Origin of the sequence: Collinsella aerofaciens, assembly GCF_015546965.1 — a bacterium.
GTDB classification, from domain to species: Bacteria; Actinomycetota; Coriobacteriia; order Coriobacteriales; family Coriobacteriaceae; genus Collinsella; species Collinsella aerofaciens_X.
Genome location: NZ_JADMUF010000004.1, coordinates 100,473 through 116,363, shown reverse-complemented (window position 1 = coordinate 116,363; position 15,891 = coordinate 100,473). Strand labels below are relative to the sequence as shown.

Here is a 15,891-nt window from a genome sequence, read left to right as displayed (position 1 = left end):
TTTCGGAGCACTTGACACCATCGCTCGGCGCGCAATAATACGTGCGTTTGCGAACAACGTTTGATGGGGGATGAACCTGCGTGCGCAATCTCAAAATACTGTTTTCCTACTTGGGGGCATACCGTCGCGATGCCATACTCGGCGTGATGTTCGTCTCGGTCGAGACCGCGCTCGAGCTGTTTATCCCGGTCATCATGGCCAACATCATCGACGTTGGCGTTCCCGCCGGCGATGTGAGCTATATGCTGCTGCAGGGTGCGTACATGTTGGTGTGCGCCGCGTTGTCGCTGGTACTGGGGCTGGGGTACGCCCGCACGTCCGCCCGTGTGGCTTCGGGCCTGGGTGCTAACCTGCGCGAGGCCGAGTATCACAAGATCCAGGCGCTCGCTTTTGGCAACTTGGACAACTACGACGCCAGCTCGCTCGTCACGCGCATGACCACCGATATCACCGTTATCCAAAACGCCGTCGGCAACGGCTTTCGCCCCATGGTGCGCGGCCCCATGACCCTCATCGTCGGCCTTATCTATGCGCTGATACTGTCGCGCCCGCTGGCCACGGTCTTTGCGGTCATCCTGCCCGTGCTGGCGATCGTGCTCGGCGTTATCACCTGGCGCGTGAGTCCGCTCTACCGTCAGCTCCAGACTTCGATGGACCACCTCAACGGCGTGGTGCAGGAAGACCTCACCGCCGTGCGTGCCGTCAAGGCCTACGTGCGAGCCGAGCACGAGCAGGCCAAGTTCGACGCCGTCAATACCGAGCTTGCGCACACCGCCACAAAGACCTTTGGCAACGCCGTGCTCAACCTACCGGTGTTTCAACTGTCGATGTACGTTGCCGCGCTTTCCATCCTGTGGATCGGTGGCCGCATGATCCTTGCCGGCGAGCTGGGCGTGGGCTCGCTTACGGGCTTTATGAGCTATGTGCTGCTGATCATGAACTCGCTCATGATGATCTCCAATGTGTTTTTGCTGCTCACGCGCGCACTTGCCAGTGTGGAGCGCATCTCGCGGGTGATTGACGAGCGGTCACTTATCCAGGCGCCCGCTGCCGATGCGGCTGTATGCGAGGTGGCCGACGGGAGCGTCGAGTTTCGCGACGTGTCGTTTAAGTACCGCGCAGATGCTGCCGAGGACGTGCTCGAGCATATCGACCTTCGCATCGAGCCCGGCTCCACGGTGGGTGTGCTCGGCGGCACGGGCTCGGGCAAGAGCTCACTCGTGCAGCTCATCGCGCGCCTGTACGACGCCACCGAGGGCGCCGTGCTGGTGGGCGGACGAGACGTACGCGACTACGACCTTGTTGCCCTGCGCGATGCCGTGGGCATCGTGTTGCAAAAGAACGTGCTGTTTACGGGGACCGTGCGCGAGAACCTGCAGTGGGGCGCGCCCGATGCCACCGACGAGGAGCTGCTGCGTGCCTGCCGTGCGGCGTGCGTGGACGAGTTCCTGGACCGCATCGGCGGGCTTGATGGCGAGCTGGGCCAGGGTGGTGCCGGCGTCTCGGGCGGGCAGAAGCAGCGCCTTTGCATCGCGCGCACGCTGCTCAAGCATCCGCGCGTGCTCATTTTTGATGACTCGACGAGCGCGGTCGATATGGCGACCGACGCCAAGATCCGCGAGCATATCGCCCAGATTCCCGATACGACCGTGATCATCATTGCCCAGCGTATCGCGAGCGTCATGGATGCCGATCGCATTGTGGTGCTGGACGACGGACACATCCACGGTGTGGGCACGCACGAGGAACTGCTGGCGGACGACAACATCTACCAGGAGATTTACGCCTCGCAGATGGAGTTTGCGGGTGAGGGGGAGAGCAAGGACGCGTCTGAACCCCCGGCCTCGCAGCTAGCAGAGCCGGAGCCCGTCGCCGCCTACGTCTCGCAAGCCGACGCCCGGAAGGGAGGCGAGTGCCGTGCCTAAGACATCTGCTCAGGCCCGCCCGGCCAATCTGGGGCAGACGCTCCGCCGTTTGCTCAGCTATATGGGCCATGCCAAGTTTTCGCTGCTGGCAGTGGGTGTGCTTGCCTCTGTCGCAGCCATTGCGAGCCTCGCCGGCACCTACATGGTGCGCCCTATCGTCAACGGTCTTGCCACGGGTGGCGAGGAGCTGCTCGCCAAGCAGGTTATCCTCACGGCAATCATCTACGCCGCGGGTGTGCTCTCGGCCCTGGGTTACTCGCAGATTATGGTGCGCGCAGCCCAGCGCGTGGTGTCCGACATTCGCCGCGACCTGTTCGCGCATATCCAGACGCTGCCGCTCAGCTATTTCGACAGCACGCGCTCGGGCAACATCATGAGCTTCTTCACCAACGACGTCGATACCGTCTCCGAGGCATTCAACAACAGCTTTGCCAACGTGATTCAGGCGACGATCCAGGTGATCGGCACTACGGCCATGCTCATCATCCTCAACTGGCAGCTCACGATTATCACGCTTGTGCGCGACGCGGCCATTGTGCTGTACGCGCGCTACTCGGGCATTCGCTCCAAGCGCTTCTTTGCCGCCCAGCAGGCATCGCTCGGCGACCTGGACGGATACGTTGAGGAGATGGTCTCGGGCCAAAAGGTCATCAAGGTCTTTAACCACGAGCAAGCCAACGTGGCCGGTTTTGACGCGCGCAACCAGGAGCTGCGCCGCACCGGTGGCGCCGCGCAGGCCTACGCCAACTCGATGGTTCCCATGACCGTGGTGATTGGGTATGCCAACTACGCGATCGTCGCGGTGGCGGGCGGTATGCTCTGCATCAACGGCCTGGCCGACGTGGGCGCGCTCGCGAGCTACCTGGTCTTTGTGCGCCAGGCGGCAATGCCCATCAACCAGTTTACGCAGCTGGGCAACTTTTTGCTCAACGCGCTGGCCGGTGCCGAGCGCCTGTTTGCCGCAATGGACCTTGAGCCCGAGGTGGACGAGGGCTGCGTGGAGCTGGTGCAGACGGGCGAGTCTGCATGGGCGTGGAAGATTCCCGAGGGCCGTGGCGTGGGCGCGTACGGGCATCTGCACGACGTGGCCTCGGTCGATGACGCAGGCCGTGCGGTGGCCGCCGACGGTACCGAGCTTGTCACCGGCCTCGTGCCGCTTGCCGGCGACGTGCGCTTCCATGCCGTGGACTTTTCGTACGTGCCGGGCACGCGCGTGCTCACGGACCTCAACCTGTTTGCCAAGCCGGGACAAAAGATCGCCTTTGTGGGCTCGACGGGCGCCGGAAAGACGACCATCACCAACCTCATCAACCGCTTCTACGAGGTCGATGACGGCGAGATCACGTACGACGGCATCGACGTCAAGCACATCGCCAAGGCCAGCTTGCGTGGGTCGCTCGGCATTGTGTTGCAGGATACGCACCTGTTTAGCGGCACCATTGCGCAGAACATCCGCTTTGGCAAGCTCGACGCGACCGACGAGGAAGTGCGCGCCGCCGCCGAGGCCGCCTGCGCCGACTCGTTTATCCGCCGCTTGCCACAAGGCTACGACACGCCGGTGACCGCGGACGGCGCCAACCTGTCACAGGGCCAACGCCAACTGCTCGCCATCGCGCGCGTGGCCGTGGCCGATCCGCCGGTGCTCATCCTGGACGAGGCGACAAGCTCCATCGACACGCGCACCGAAAAGCTCATCGAGCGCGGCATGGACCACATCATGCGCGGACGCACCACGTTTATGATCGCGCACCGCCTGTCCACCGTCCGCGACGCCGATGCCATCATGGTCCTCGAACACGGCCGCATCATTGAACGCGGTACCCACGAGGAGCTCCTCGCCCAGCACGGGGAATACTGGCAGCTGGCACACGGATTGAAGGAGCTGGATTAACCCGTTGGAGTGCGGCTTGCTCTGGCCCTCCGACCTCTCACCTCGCCCCAAACCGTCCCAATAATCGATGTTTTTCTCGATATTGAAGAAAAGCATCGATTTTTGGGACGGTTTTTCTGTCGCTCGTACGGGTGGAATGCTTTCTTGTACGTGGAAGTGTGCGAATCCGTGAGCAGGGGAATAAGGTTGGTTATCTGACTCCATTGGAGGGCTCATGGACCTGCCGATCGTCCTGTCCCATAAGACTGCCTGGCTGTACCACAACGTGGCGCGCCTGTTCGAGCCGCTCTCGCGAGCAAGCAGCCTATACGACGAAGACTCATTTGCTGGCGAGGTGGAGCCGACTGCGAGCCTCCCCAAATTGGGGCTCGATGCCAAGGGATTGAGGATATCTGCAGCGGTCGAGATTGTCGCCGACTATCTGGTCTCACTTGGTATTCCTCAAGAGGAACTCGACCGTATTGATACGCTGGTTAGCTTCGATTTTGAACGCTCTCGGCCGGCGGGTCTCCGACGCCATGTGTTTGGGGCGCCCATACCTTCGGATCATCTTATCGAGGTGGCAGAGGGTCTTCTGGTGGTTGATGAGGCCATGTGCTTTGTCCAGGCGGGCTCGTGGATGAGCGAGCTCGAGCAGCTTGAGTACGGATTTGAAGTGTGTGCTCGGTATCACCTTAACCATCTGTCGAGCGATGATTATGTCGAGGCCTCGCAGCGATATGCCGTCGCCGACCTGCGTACTTTTTGCGAGCAGAATCCTTCGCGTCGAGGCGTGAAACGCGCGGCCTCGTTGCTCAAGCGTGTAAAGGACGCTGCCCGTTCGCCTATGGAGACGGCCACCGCAATCATGGTCGTAGCAAAACGTTCCCAGGGAGGGCTGGGATACGCCAAGATCGAGCTCAACCATCGGGTCGATGTTCCCAACGAGTTCAAGTATCTCGCTAAGTCCGGGTATTTCGAGATTGACGTATATGCGCCTGCGAGTGGTACGGGGATTGAATACAACGGCTCGGACCATCTTGATAAACAGCGCAGCGCGTCGGATGCGGAGCGTATGACCGTGCTGAGCGCGCTGGGCTTTAGGATGATCGTCCTCACCGGGACTCAGTTTGCCCATCAGCTGCAATTGCACCGGACGATGAATGCCATCGCGCTCGCTATGGGTCTCAAATGCGACCGAAGCGAGGTGTTTCAGAAACGGCAGAATGACCTGCGGGAATTCGTGATTCGGCACTGGAATGGCGGCCTCTAGGGGCGTCTAGCTCGTCTTTCGAGCTCTGCGAACACCTAAACCGTCCCAACATTTGACGTTTTTTGCCAATATCGGGAAAAACATCGAATGTTGGGACGGTTTGAATGCTGAAGATGGGCTCGGGAAGCCCTTCTTGCTCGAATGGCCTGTCCTGTCGTACGCGTGTCGGCACGATTCTCTTGTGGGGTATTATGTTTCCCGAAGAATAAATTGCTGCGCGAGGGGAGGGCTGCGTGGACGGGCGCGTGCAACATGATGGTTTTGGCCGCGATATCAACTACCTGCGCATTGCCGTAACTGACAAATGCAATTTCCGTTGCATTTACTGCATGCCCGCCGACGGCGTGGCCCCGCGTGCGCACGATGAACTCCTCAGTGCCGAGGAAATTGCCCGCTTTGTGCGCCTGGTGGCGGGGGAGGGCATCCGCCGCGTGCGCCTGACGGGTGGCGAGCCGCTGGTCAGCCGCCGCATCATCCCGCTCATCCGCGACATTCGCGCGATTCCGCAGATCCAGGACATCTCGCTTACCACCAACGGCGCCCTGTTGCCCCAACTGGCACCACAGCTCAAAGATGCGGGGCTCGATCGCGTTAACATTTCGCTCGACACCCTCGACCCCGCGATGTTTGGCAAGATTACGCGCCTGGGTCGGCTCGAGCAAACCATGGCCGGCATCGATGCGGCGCTGGCCTGGGGCTTTGAGCCAGTTAAGCTTAACTGCGTGGTCGTGCGTCGACTCAACCAGGACGTGGCGGCCCTTGCGCGCCTGACTGTCGACCGTCCCATTCACCTGCGGTTTATAGAGTACATGCCCATCGGCGACGAGCGCACGAGCTCGCATTGCGCCGTGGATCCGCATACGCCTGCGCTCAATCCCGAGCTGTGGGACGCGAGCGACACCATTCCGAGCGATGAGCTGCGGGCGCGCATCGATGCCGCGGCGACGGCGGCGGGTCTGGGTGAGCTCGAGCCGCTCGACATGAGCGACACCCCCGCCGGTGCCGGTCCCGCGCGCTACTGGCGCTTTCCGGGCGCGGCGGGCACGGTCGGTTTCATTAGCGCCATGTCCAACCATTTTTGCGCGAGCTGCAACCGTTTGCGCCTGACGGCGGACGGCAGTGTGCGCCCCTGCCTGTTCAGCGATGCCGAGTATTCGGTGCGTGAGGCGCTGCACCGTGGTGATGATATGCAGGTACTTTCGATTTGGCGCGATGCCGTGGCCCACAAACCGCAGGAACACGCGATAATTGAGGGCACGCAACGATTTATGTCCCAAATCGGAGGATGATCATATGGCCAAGAGCAGGTACGCCGATGCCACCAAGGCCGCTCGCAGGGCCGCGATGTCTGCCCATAAAGTCACGGCTGCCAACAAAGGCGCCGCCGTCGCAGCCGCGCAGCCGTCTGCCAACGCTGTCGCCGAGCCCGCCCGCGACGCCCGTCGCGACGAGCTGACGCACGTGGACGCCAAGGGCGAGGTACGCATGGTCGACGTGTCCGACAAGGCCGAGACGCACCGCATCGCCATCGCCGAGGGCACCATCCTCATGCACCCCGAGACGCAGACCATGGTGCTGCAGGACCGCGCCAAAAAGGGCGACGTGCTTGCCTGCGCTCGCGTGGCGGGCATCATGGCTATCAAGCGCACGAGCGACATCATTCCCATGTGCCATCCGTTGCTCATTACCAAGAGCAAGTGCGACATTGCGCCCATCGCTGCGGCGGGGACGCCGGCCGAGGACGTGCCCGAGGGCTGGGCGCAGGCGCGCGCGGACGGACAGGTCGGCTTTCACGTACTGGTTACGGCCGGCGTGACGGGCAAGACGGGCATTGAGATGGAGGCCCTGACCGGCGCGAGTGCCGCGTGCCTGACCATCTATGACATGTGCAAGGCGGTCGATCGCGGCATGGAGATCGTCGACGTGCGCCTGCTGCACAAGGAGGGCGGCCGCTCGGGTGTGTGGGATCGTGCAGAGCGCCAGGCCGCTGCTGTTGGGGCCGTGGCCGCTGACGGTGCCGCGCCCGCGAGCGCACCCGTCGCCGTTGCGCCCGCAGCTCCGGCGCCGGCCGTCCCCGCGATCGCGTTTATCGGCTACCAAAACTCGGGCAAGACCACGCTCGTCGAGAAGGTCATCGCCGAGCTCACCCGCCGCGGCCTGCGCGTGGGTTCGCTCAAGCATCATGGGCACCACGGCTTTGATATCGACGTGCCCGCTAAGGATACGTGGCGCCATCACCAGGCCGGATCCAAGCACGTGGGCCTTATCTGCGCCACGCGCTGGGCGGAGTACGCCGACACGCGCGAGGAGGACGAGATGCCCGCGCGTGAGCTGCTGTCGCGCTACAACGATGTCGACGTGGTGATCATCGAGGGCTACAAGACCGAGGGCTTCGACAATATCGTGGTCGCGCGCTCCGGTGTCGACCGTCTGCGCGGCAAGAGCTCGCTCGACCTAGTCGATGGCCACACGCTGGCCCTTGCCTGCAACGAGGCCCTGGCGCGTCAGGCCTTCGATGCCGGTTTTGCGACCCGAGCCATCAACATCAACGACGCCCGAGCCATCTGTGATTTGATTCAAGATCATCTCGCCTAAAACCTGCCAAAAAGGGACAGGTTTATTTTGGCAGGTTTTATCTGGGCAAACGTCACTTCCACCACAAAGGGGCCAGGCACCTTTGTGGTGGTTTTTGCTTTGGTAGATTTTTGGGACATGCCTTAAAATCTACCAAGTAGTTCATCCGGGCGAAGACGGAGAGAAGGGGCCCGATGCGTCCTTAACGTGGCATGCGAAAAGATTGAGTCGATGGTCGGCGGTCAATGCCCGCGGCCCGTATTCGTATGCAACAAGGAGCGCCCATGTCCCTATCTCTAATCTCAAAATCTCACTCGTCGTTGTCTGCTCAGGCCAAGCGCCTGGTGGCAATGCGGTTTCTCATCTATACCGGCTTCCAAACCAGCTACTTTATCGGCGTTATCGGAACGCTCACCTATGCGGACGGCGCTTCGGTCGTCGCGACGTCGCTGGCCGTCCTGTTTATGAACGTCTTCGTGATCCTGGGGTCCTTTGCGGGCGGTGCAGCGCTCGACGCCTGGGGGCCTCGCCACCATTTTCTGTTGAGCATCGTCGGCACGCTGGCAACGGGTGCGGCGATCATCGCCTTTGGCGACGCGACCGGGATCGTCCTTGCCGGCGCGGCGCTCTTAGGTTTTGTGATGGGATTTGCCCAGCCCATCGCCACGTCCTATCCTGCCTACCTCACCGACGACCCCGTCGAGCTCAAAGACATCAACTCCACCATCACCATGTTCTCCAACGTGAGCATCATCGTCGGCCCCACGCTGGGCGGCTTTGTTGCGGCGGCTTCATCGTCGCGCGCGGTGTTCGTGCTCATGATGCTGTTCACCCTGCTTGCGCTCATTGCCGGCTGGGGATTTAAGTCGCAGGAAGGTCGCGTCGCCGGACAGGAGAACGTCGATTCGGCGGAGGAAGGGGAGCGCGCAAGCCAAGCCAACCGCTCCAACTCCAGCACGTCCGCCCGCGCCACCTTCGCGACCAGCATCAAGACGGTCTTCACCAACAGCGTCCTCGCCCTGCTCTTCTGCATCATCTTTCTTTCGAACTTTGGCTACGGCGCCTTCGATCCGCTGGAGTCGTTCTTCTATCGCGACGTCCTGCACGTCGGAGTCGAGTGGATGGGCTGGCTTTCTTCGGCCAGCGGTGTGGGCGCGGTGTTGGGCGCCGTGGTGGCGCTCCGCATGCCGCCGCGCTTCGTCAGCCTCAAAACACTGCTCGTGGCACTCATGTCCGTGGGCCTGGGAAGCCTGCTTTACGTGGGCACGCCGTACGTGGTCGTGGCCCTTGTCGGCCAGATCGCCCTGGGCGTGGCCTGGGGCGTCGTCAACCCGCTCCACAACACCATCGTGCAAACGACGGCGCCGCTCGGGCAGGTCGGTCGCGTCAACTCGGTCATGGGCTTTGGCAACATGTTCGCCGGCGTGGCCCCGCTGGCGATTGCCCCGTGGCTGGCGTCGACATTTGGCGTGCAGCAGACGCTCGTTGGTGCGGGCATAGTCGTAACGGCAGTCCCCGCGGCGCTGCTGCTGTTTGGACACAAACATTTTGATCGTGCTGCAGAACGGTAAGAAACCATCATAACATTCGATGTGGATCGCTAGCACCAAAACCACCACAAAGGGGACAGGCACCTTTGTGGTGGTTTTTGCTCTAGCTGGCTTTGGCCGAACTTTGACATACCATGTTGCACGCGCGAATGCGCATCCAACACCGCCACACTACCCAGAAAGGCCCCCATGGACGCCACCTTCAGCCACATTAAAGCCGTACTCTGCGATATCGACGGTACGCTGCTCACGAGCCAGCACACGGTGTCCCCGCGCACTGTGGCGGCGATCCGCGCCCTGCGCAAGCGCGGCGTACTCTTTGGCCTGTGCACCGGGCGCGACGCCCGCGCGACCGAGGCCATGTACGAGCTCTGGGGTATCGAAGGCCTGGTGGACGTGCTAGTGGGCTGCGGTGGTGCCGAGGTCATCGACCGCGCGCACGACATCAACGAGCTAAGCTATCCGCTGCCGGGCGAGACCATCGCGCGCATCTGCAAACACATGGCGGACCTTCCGGCAACGCCCGTCTGCCCCCGAGACGGCGTGTTCTACGTGCCCGAGAGCAACGCGTGCGTCGAGCATCTGTCGCGCGTCGACGGCGTGCCCTACCAGGTGGTCGATTTTGCTGAGTTTTTGCGCGAGCCGCAGCCCAAGGTGATGTTTACCATGGCGCCCGAGGTAATGCCGCGGGTGATTGAGCGGGCGTCGACGTTTGTCGATGACACTGTTAAGGCGGCGGCTCTGCAAACCACGCAGCGGCTCTACGAGTTCATGGATCCGCGCGTGTCCAAGACACGCGGCCTTGTGCGCGTGGCGGAGCTCAATGGCATGGAGCTCCAGAACATCTGCGTGTTTGGCGATGCCGATAACGACACCTGCATGGTGGCTGACGCCGGCGTGGGCGTGGCCATGGCAAACGGCAGCGATGCCACCCGCGCCGCTGCGGACTATGTAACCGCCAGCAACGACGAAGACGGCATCGCGATCTTTATCGAGGAGCATCTGCTGTAGCGCCGGGGGAGAATCACCGCAAAGGGGACAGGCTCCTTTGCGGTGGTCTCAGGCGATTTGGGCGAATTGATGCCTAAAATCTGCGCGAAAACCCAAATAACGTTGTCTGAACATTATGCTTCTAACTACCGATGGGTTAAAGATATTCCCATCAATTTAGTAGTCTATTCCTCCCGGTTAATGACCTACCGCTCACGGTCGATTTTCGACCGTTCACAGGATGTTTGCTCTTGAGCAAAATGTTGTGCAAATAAATCTAATGCCATTAAAAAATAATAGGCAACTAAATTACCAGCAGAAACAAAAAATAGATAGCGAATAAACGAAGGTAAATCCGAGCAAATGTCAAGAGAATTGAGAATTCGCTACAAAACTATCGGTATTTTTGCTTAGATGTTCAAACAATTGCTACAATATGGATTACTAAGCGTGCGCAATTACAGATTGCGCAGATACGTTTGATAGTGAAAGAGCAAGATCGCGGTCTCTTGGGGAGGAGACATCGATGAAAGCGAATTCAGAAAAAACTAAGCAGAGTAATAAAGCGACGCGCCGTGTACTGGCAGGCGTTTTGTGCGGAGCCTCCGTTTTGAGCCTGGTACTGTCGCTCGTCATGCCCCCGATCTCCCAGGCCATCGCCAACGATGCCCAGACGGCTCCTACCGAGGAAACTGTAATGGGGGGGTTCCTCAAGTGAGTCTACTGATGTAGACAACACCACCAACGGGGATACCGAAAACCAGAATAGCGACGACGCCGAGGGCGACGAGACTGGCGACGATGCCCGACTTGAGGGACAGTCCGAGGAAGAACAGCAGAACGAGGACACAACGACTTCGGATGGTGAAGCCGTTGCTGCGGTTGCGGAAAACGAGCAAACTAAAGCGGCTGCTTGGGAAATAACTAGCACAGAAGAACTTCGCAGTAAACTTGAGGGTGTTCAGGAGGGTAAGTCCGCCAGTTTCATGCTGATGCAGAACATCGAGTACAACGGCGAGATTTTTCTCAGGAATAGCGGAAGCAATATCACCCTTAATCTTAATGGCTTCAAAATAAAGCACTCGGGCGAAAACCAGAACAAGCCGCTTTTCAGTGTGAGTAATGGTGCCGAGTTTACAATTACGGATAATCCTAATCAGGCTGGTGATGGGCCCTTACCAAGCGTGGTGCTGGATGATCAAGGCCAGAAGTTCACTCCCGATTATTATGGCAAAAATGGCAAGGTCGGCTATGACAACGACATCCCGAACAAGCTCACCTATTGCGTAACCACGTCGTCCGTTAACGGTACGGGTACGGGCACGACGGAAACGCTTAAAACATATGAGGTCAACATCAAGGGTGCAATTGTCTCAACTGCGCCCAAGGATTCCGCATTGAAGCTCATTAACGTCTATGAGGGCGGCAAGTTTAACCTTCAGGGCGGTACGCTTACGCAGAAAGAGGGCTGCAATGTCGGCAGTCTCATCTATGCCGAGAACGGCTCGACCGTCAATATGAGCGGTGGCTACGTTTGCGGTGCTTCCTCTAAGAGCCAAGGCGCGGGCATTATGGTTAATGCGAATGGCAATGCTTCGACCCTTAATCTGACCGGTGGTGTTATCGCTGCAAACTACGCCCCCCAGGGCGCCGGCGTGTACTCGGCTTACTCGAACGTTTCTATTTCTGAAAACGCTGTCATTTCGGGCAACGCGACATTCAATGGGGCAAACGATCAGGCTGGCTATGGCGGCGGTATTATGGCCGTAGGCGGAAGCGTTGCTGTTTCCGGCGGTTACATCACGAATAATAGAATGGCTAAATTCTGCGGCGAAGATGGCAGCGGTAACCACGGTGGCGCTGGGCTTGCTGCCAATAACGGCGCCCATGTCACCATTTCCGGTGGCCAGATTACTGGCAACTATTCCGAGGAAGCTGGCGGTGGCGTTTACGTTACCGATGTTGGTCGACAAGACTGGTCTCGCAAGGATACGGCTTGGCTCAACATTACGGGAGGAACAATTGCCTCTAATGTGAGCTTCCGATCTGAGGGCGCTGGTATCCGCGTTGGCCAGATGGTCGACGCGATGATTAACGGCACTGAAAACAATAAAGTCTATATCACTAACAATCACTGCATGTCTCGCTTTGACTGGGGTGGCGGCGGCATCTTTGTTCAGGGAAACTCAAATCAAGGCAAGGAATATACTGCTGGTAGGCTATTCATATATAACTCGTACATTAGCGCCAATACAGCTGGCGGCTACGGCGGTGGCGTTGCAGTCTGCCCCACGGGCAAGACGTTGGTAACGAACACTGAGGGCACGGCAATCTTTGACAATTCGTCTGCTGGCGCTGAGCATGACGAAGTTCATTTTGAAAAAGGAAATGCTTACGACAAAGAGAAGAATACCGGCAATGACCTTAAACCCCATCTTTCAGGTGGTGGTAGTGGTAAGAATCAAGATAAAGATGCATACAACTCGAAGGTGTTTCGCGAGAACGGTCATGCCGATTTCTTCCTTGCGGCAGCGGCTGGCCATCAGGAACCGCTTGCGGCGGTAATCGGCAAGATGCTCGGCGACGGAGACGCCAAGTATTCGGGAAGCAAAGAACGCAGTGATAACAAAGAACTCAGTGATAACGACGAACTCTATGAGGCTATCAAGATCCCTGCCAATGGCGGCGTGAAGATTTATCGGAGCGTCGGTCTGACTTCGGCTGTCCAAGTTGGAAGTGATGAAGCGAATAATGCGCAGAAAGCTGCCAGAACTTTCATCACGGGCAACTATTCCTGGGACCATGGTGGCGGCATCATGTCGAATGGCGACTTGTACCTAGGCGTGCCTGCGGATACGTACGTCTACCCGAGCCTTAAGCTGAAGGCGACCAAGAAGTTGACCGGCCGTGAGCTTAAGGCTGGGGATTTCACCTTTACGGTCTACCGCAAGGATTCGAGTGATCCTATCGCTCGCGGGGTATTCACTCCTGACGCTTGCACCGAGGTTGGAACTGCGAGTAATGATGCAAGTGGCATCATCAAGTTTGACCTTGGTGAGCAGTTCACAGCGAACGGTACGACTGGCACGATTACATACTATTTGGTTGAAAATGTTGGCACTGATTCCGACATCACGTACGACCCGGCCGTGTACGAGATTACGGTTGAACTCGCAGAAGGCAAGCCAGATGTGCTCATGTCTGTTCCGATTCAGGATAATGCGACCGAGACCAAACAGCTTACAGTCCATAACTACACGATCAAGGGCATGACTGTAACCAAGCACTCCGGTGATTTAACTAGCAATCCGCGTCCTGTGCGGGCAGATTCTGACGGCTATTATTATGTGGTCGCTGGCTCCAATGAGGAAAAGACCTTCACCAACGTGTACACTCCGTACGAATCTACCGGCTCTTGGACTCCTAAGGCGACTAAGGTCGTTAAGGGTGGCGAGATGAAGGAGTTTACGCTCGAGTTTGCGGATAACGAGAAGTTTGAAGACGCCAAGACGGTGAAGACAACGGCCGACGGTACCAATAACCCCCAGACTCTGAGTTTTGTCGATAAAATCACGTACAAACTTAATGACCTCAACAAGGGCAAGGACCCTACTGGTCGTGGCGCTTCTAAGACCTTCACCTATTACGTTCGCGAACAGCAGCCGACCACACCGTTCACGAACTACAAATACGACAAGTCGGTCTACAAGATCACGGTCACGGCAACTGATCAGTCTGATAAGACGATCAAGTGCGATGTGACCTACACCAAGATCGTCAATGCCGATGACAAGGATATCCCCGAGAATGAGCAAAAGCAGGTCACCTACGTTCCAGCTAAGGACGAAGCCACTGGTAAGAACCAGAGCGTTCCGGTCTTCACCAACACCTACTCCACCTCTTTGCCCCTTTCTGGTATGTCGGGCGTCACTCTGACGTACCTTGCCGGTGCGGCGGTGCTTTGCGCTGCTGCGGCCTGGATGCACATTCGTCGCAAGGCGAATGCGAAGGGAGGTGAGCGTCGTGAATAAGAAGTTTAGCTCCTTCCCGATCTTGTTTGCGCTGCTCGCCCTCTTGATCGGCACCTGCGCGGTCGTGTTCCCCGCTTCCGCGCAGGCCGCGCCGACCTCGACCGGTTCCATTACGGTGAGCGGCACCGTGGCGAGCAGCTACGACGCCTACCAGATCTTTAGCGCCAATGTCGTCGACGGTGACAACGACGCCAAGATCGCCACCGACCTCGCTTGGGCAAGCGACGCCGTCCTGCCTGTGCTGCACAGCGCGGGCATGCCCAATTCCAAGACCACCGCGCAGGAAGCTGCCGAGTGGCTCAACGCCGATTCCCACCTTACGAGCGCGCTGAGCGCACAGCTCGCTCGTTCCCTCCAGAGCTCTGGCGCCAGGCCTGCGACCCTTAACGCGGGCACGACGGCCGAGCTGCCCTGTGGCTACTGGCTCATCGTCGCCGACGACGACGCCATTTCCCAGAACGAAGCCGGCACCGCGCCGATCATGGCGCTGGTTGGCGGCAGCGCCGTCACCGTCAAGCCCAAGGCCGCGACCCCCAAGGTCGCCAAGCACGTGCTGGAGGACAGCACCGCCGCATGGCAGAAGGCCGCCGACGCCACGGTCGCCGACGACCTGTACTGGCGCCTCTCCGCCACGGTCCCGGCGGGTCTTACCGCCTACGACACCTATACGGTGCAGTTCGTCGACACCATGAGCGCGGGGCTCGACCCCTCCAAGGTGGCCGCGAGCATGCGCGTGTACGTGGCGGCGGGCGCGGACGGCGGCTTCGACGTCGTGTCGGCCGACAAGGACGGCCGCGCCGGCACCGAACCCGCGAAGGGTTGGACCGACATCACGGCTCAGTGCGCCACCAAGGTAGCGGCCGACGGCAAGACCTTCACCGTGCGCACCGGTGACCTCATCGCCGCGCTCGGCGGGGCCGACGCCCTTGCCGCGGGCGCCCGCGTGGTCGCCGTGTACAACGCGCCGCTCAACAGCGCGTGCAACCACGGCATCGCGAAGGGCAACCCCAACGAGGTCTACCTGCGCTACCCGCGCTCTCCCTTTGCCGACCAGTCCGGCGAGGCCGGCTTTACCCGCACGCCGAGCGACGATGCGTGCGCCTACACCTGGGATCTCGCGCTCACCAAGCGCGGCAGCGACGGCGACAAGCCGCTTGCCGGGGCGGTCCTGAGCATCGCCGACGACCGCGGCCGCACGCTGGCGGCCGACGGCACGTGGGATGCGGAGGGCAAGGCCACCGTCACCACGGGCGAGGACGGCCGCGTGACCGTCTCGGGCGTGGACTCGGGCAAGCTGGAGGTCCGCGAGCTCAAGGCGCCCAAGGGCTACACCGCCTTTGAGGGAACGCGCTCCGTGACGGTCAAGGCCGAGGGCCTGGACGTCGATCAGGTGGCCGCCGCCAAGCCCAAGCTCACCATCACGGCCGAGTCGCCCCTGCGCGCCGACAGCGCGGACGGGTCGACGGGCAGCCTGGAGGCGTCGCTCATCAACACGCCCACCGGCACACCCCCTAGCATTACCACCGGAGGCTTTATGCCCTCGACTGGCGATATGGCAATGTACGCCGCGGCCGCCGCAGCGGTCGCCGGAGCCGCGCTCATCGTGGTCGCGCTCCTGGTCAAGCGGGGAGGTGGCAGCCATAAAGAGTAGCTGGCAGCCCCACAGAGAGCGGGGCGA

General features: G+C 60.1%; 10 protein-coding genes. All 10 read left to right on the top strand.

Annotation, left to right across the window (positions count from 1 at the left end; translation table 11 throughout):
* The first annotated feature begins 80 nt into the window (after positions 1–80).
* The 10 genes from I1M21_RS04525 to I1M21_RS04485 all read left to right on the top strand — a co-directional run bounded on the left by I1M21_RS04525 (position 81) and on the right by I1M21_RS04485 (position 15,864).
* The gene (locus I1M21_RS04525; RefSeq protein WP_271762811.1) at positions 81–1,925 is read left to right on the top strand and encodes an ABC transporter ATP-binding protein; all 1,845 of its coding nucleotides are present in this window, start codon (positions 81–83) and stop codon (positions 1,923–1,925) included.
* A complete protein-coding gene (locus I1M21_RS04520) occupies positions 1,918–3,816 on the top strand; it encodes an ABC transporter ATP-binding protein (RefSeq protein ID WP_195192596.1) in 1,899 nt (632 codons plus the stop codon). The genes I1M21_RS04525 and I1M21_RS04520 overlap by 8 nt, the downstream gene beginning before the upstream one ends.
* Before the next feature lie 214 nt (positions 3,817–4,030).
* A complete protein-coding gene (locus tag I1M21_RS04515; protein ID WP_195192595.1) occupies positions 4,031–5,068 on the top strand; it encodes a putative endonuclease domain-containing protein in 1,038 nt (345 codons plus the stop codon).
* Between the two features lie 233 nt (positions 5,069–5,301).
* Positions 5,302–6,357 carry a GTP 3',8-cyclase MoaA gene (moaA, locus tag I1M21_RS04510; protein WP_271762808.1) on the top strand — a complete coding sequence of 352 codons (1,056 nt, stop codon included), beginning with the start codon at positions 5,302–5,304 and terminating at the stop codon, positions 6,355–6,357.
* A gap of 4 nt (positions 6,358–6,361) precedes the next feature.
* Entirely contained in the window at positions 6,362–7,663 is a 1,302-nt protein-coding gene (gene mobB / locus I1M21_RS10010) for a molybdopterin-guanine dinucleotide biosynthesis protein B (protein WP_195192594.1), read from the top strand.
* A gap of 263 nt (positions 7,664–7,926) precedes the next feature.
* Positions 7,927–9,213 (top strand): MFS transporter, encoded by a 1,287-nt coding sequence (locus I1M21_RS04500; protein WP_195192593.1) that lies wholly within the window; start codon positions 7,927–7,929, stop codon positions 9,211–9,213.
* Between the two features lie 168 nt (positions 9,214–9,381).
* Positions 9,382–10,203: an HAD family hydrolase gene (locus I1M21_RS04495; RefSeq protein WP_195192592.1), complete on the top strand. Its 822-nt coding sequence runs from the start codon at positions 9,382–9,384 to the stop codon at positions 10,201–10,203.
* A 505-nt stretch (positions 10,204–10,708) separates the two neighbouring features.
* Complete coding sequence (locus tag I1M21_RS09790; RefSeq protein WP_229025594.1) at positions 10,709–10,900, top strand: hypothetical protein; 192 nt, start codon at positions 10,709–10,711, stop codon at positions 10,898–10,900.
* Positions 10,901–11,168: 268 nt separating this feature from the next.
* Entirely contained in the window at positions 11,169–14,213 is a 3,045-nt protein-coding gene (locus I1M21_RS04490; protein WP_195192591.1) for a Spy0128 family protein, read from the top strand.
* Positions 14,206–15,864, top strand: a complete 1,659-nt coding sequence (locus I1M21_RS04485) for a SpaA isopeptide-forming pilin-related protein (protein ID WP_195192590.1) — start codon at positions 14,206–14,208, stop codon at positions 15,862–15,864. Before I1M21_RS04490 ends, I1M21_RS04485 begins: the two co-directional genes overlap by 8 nt.
* The last annotated feature ends 27 nt before the right edge of the window (positions 15,865–15,891 follow it).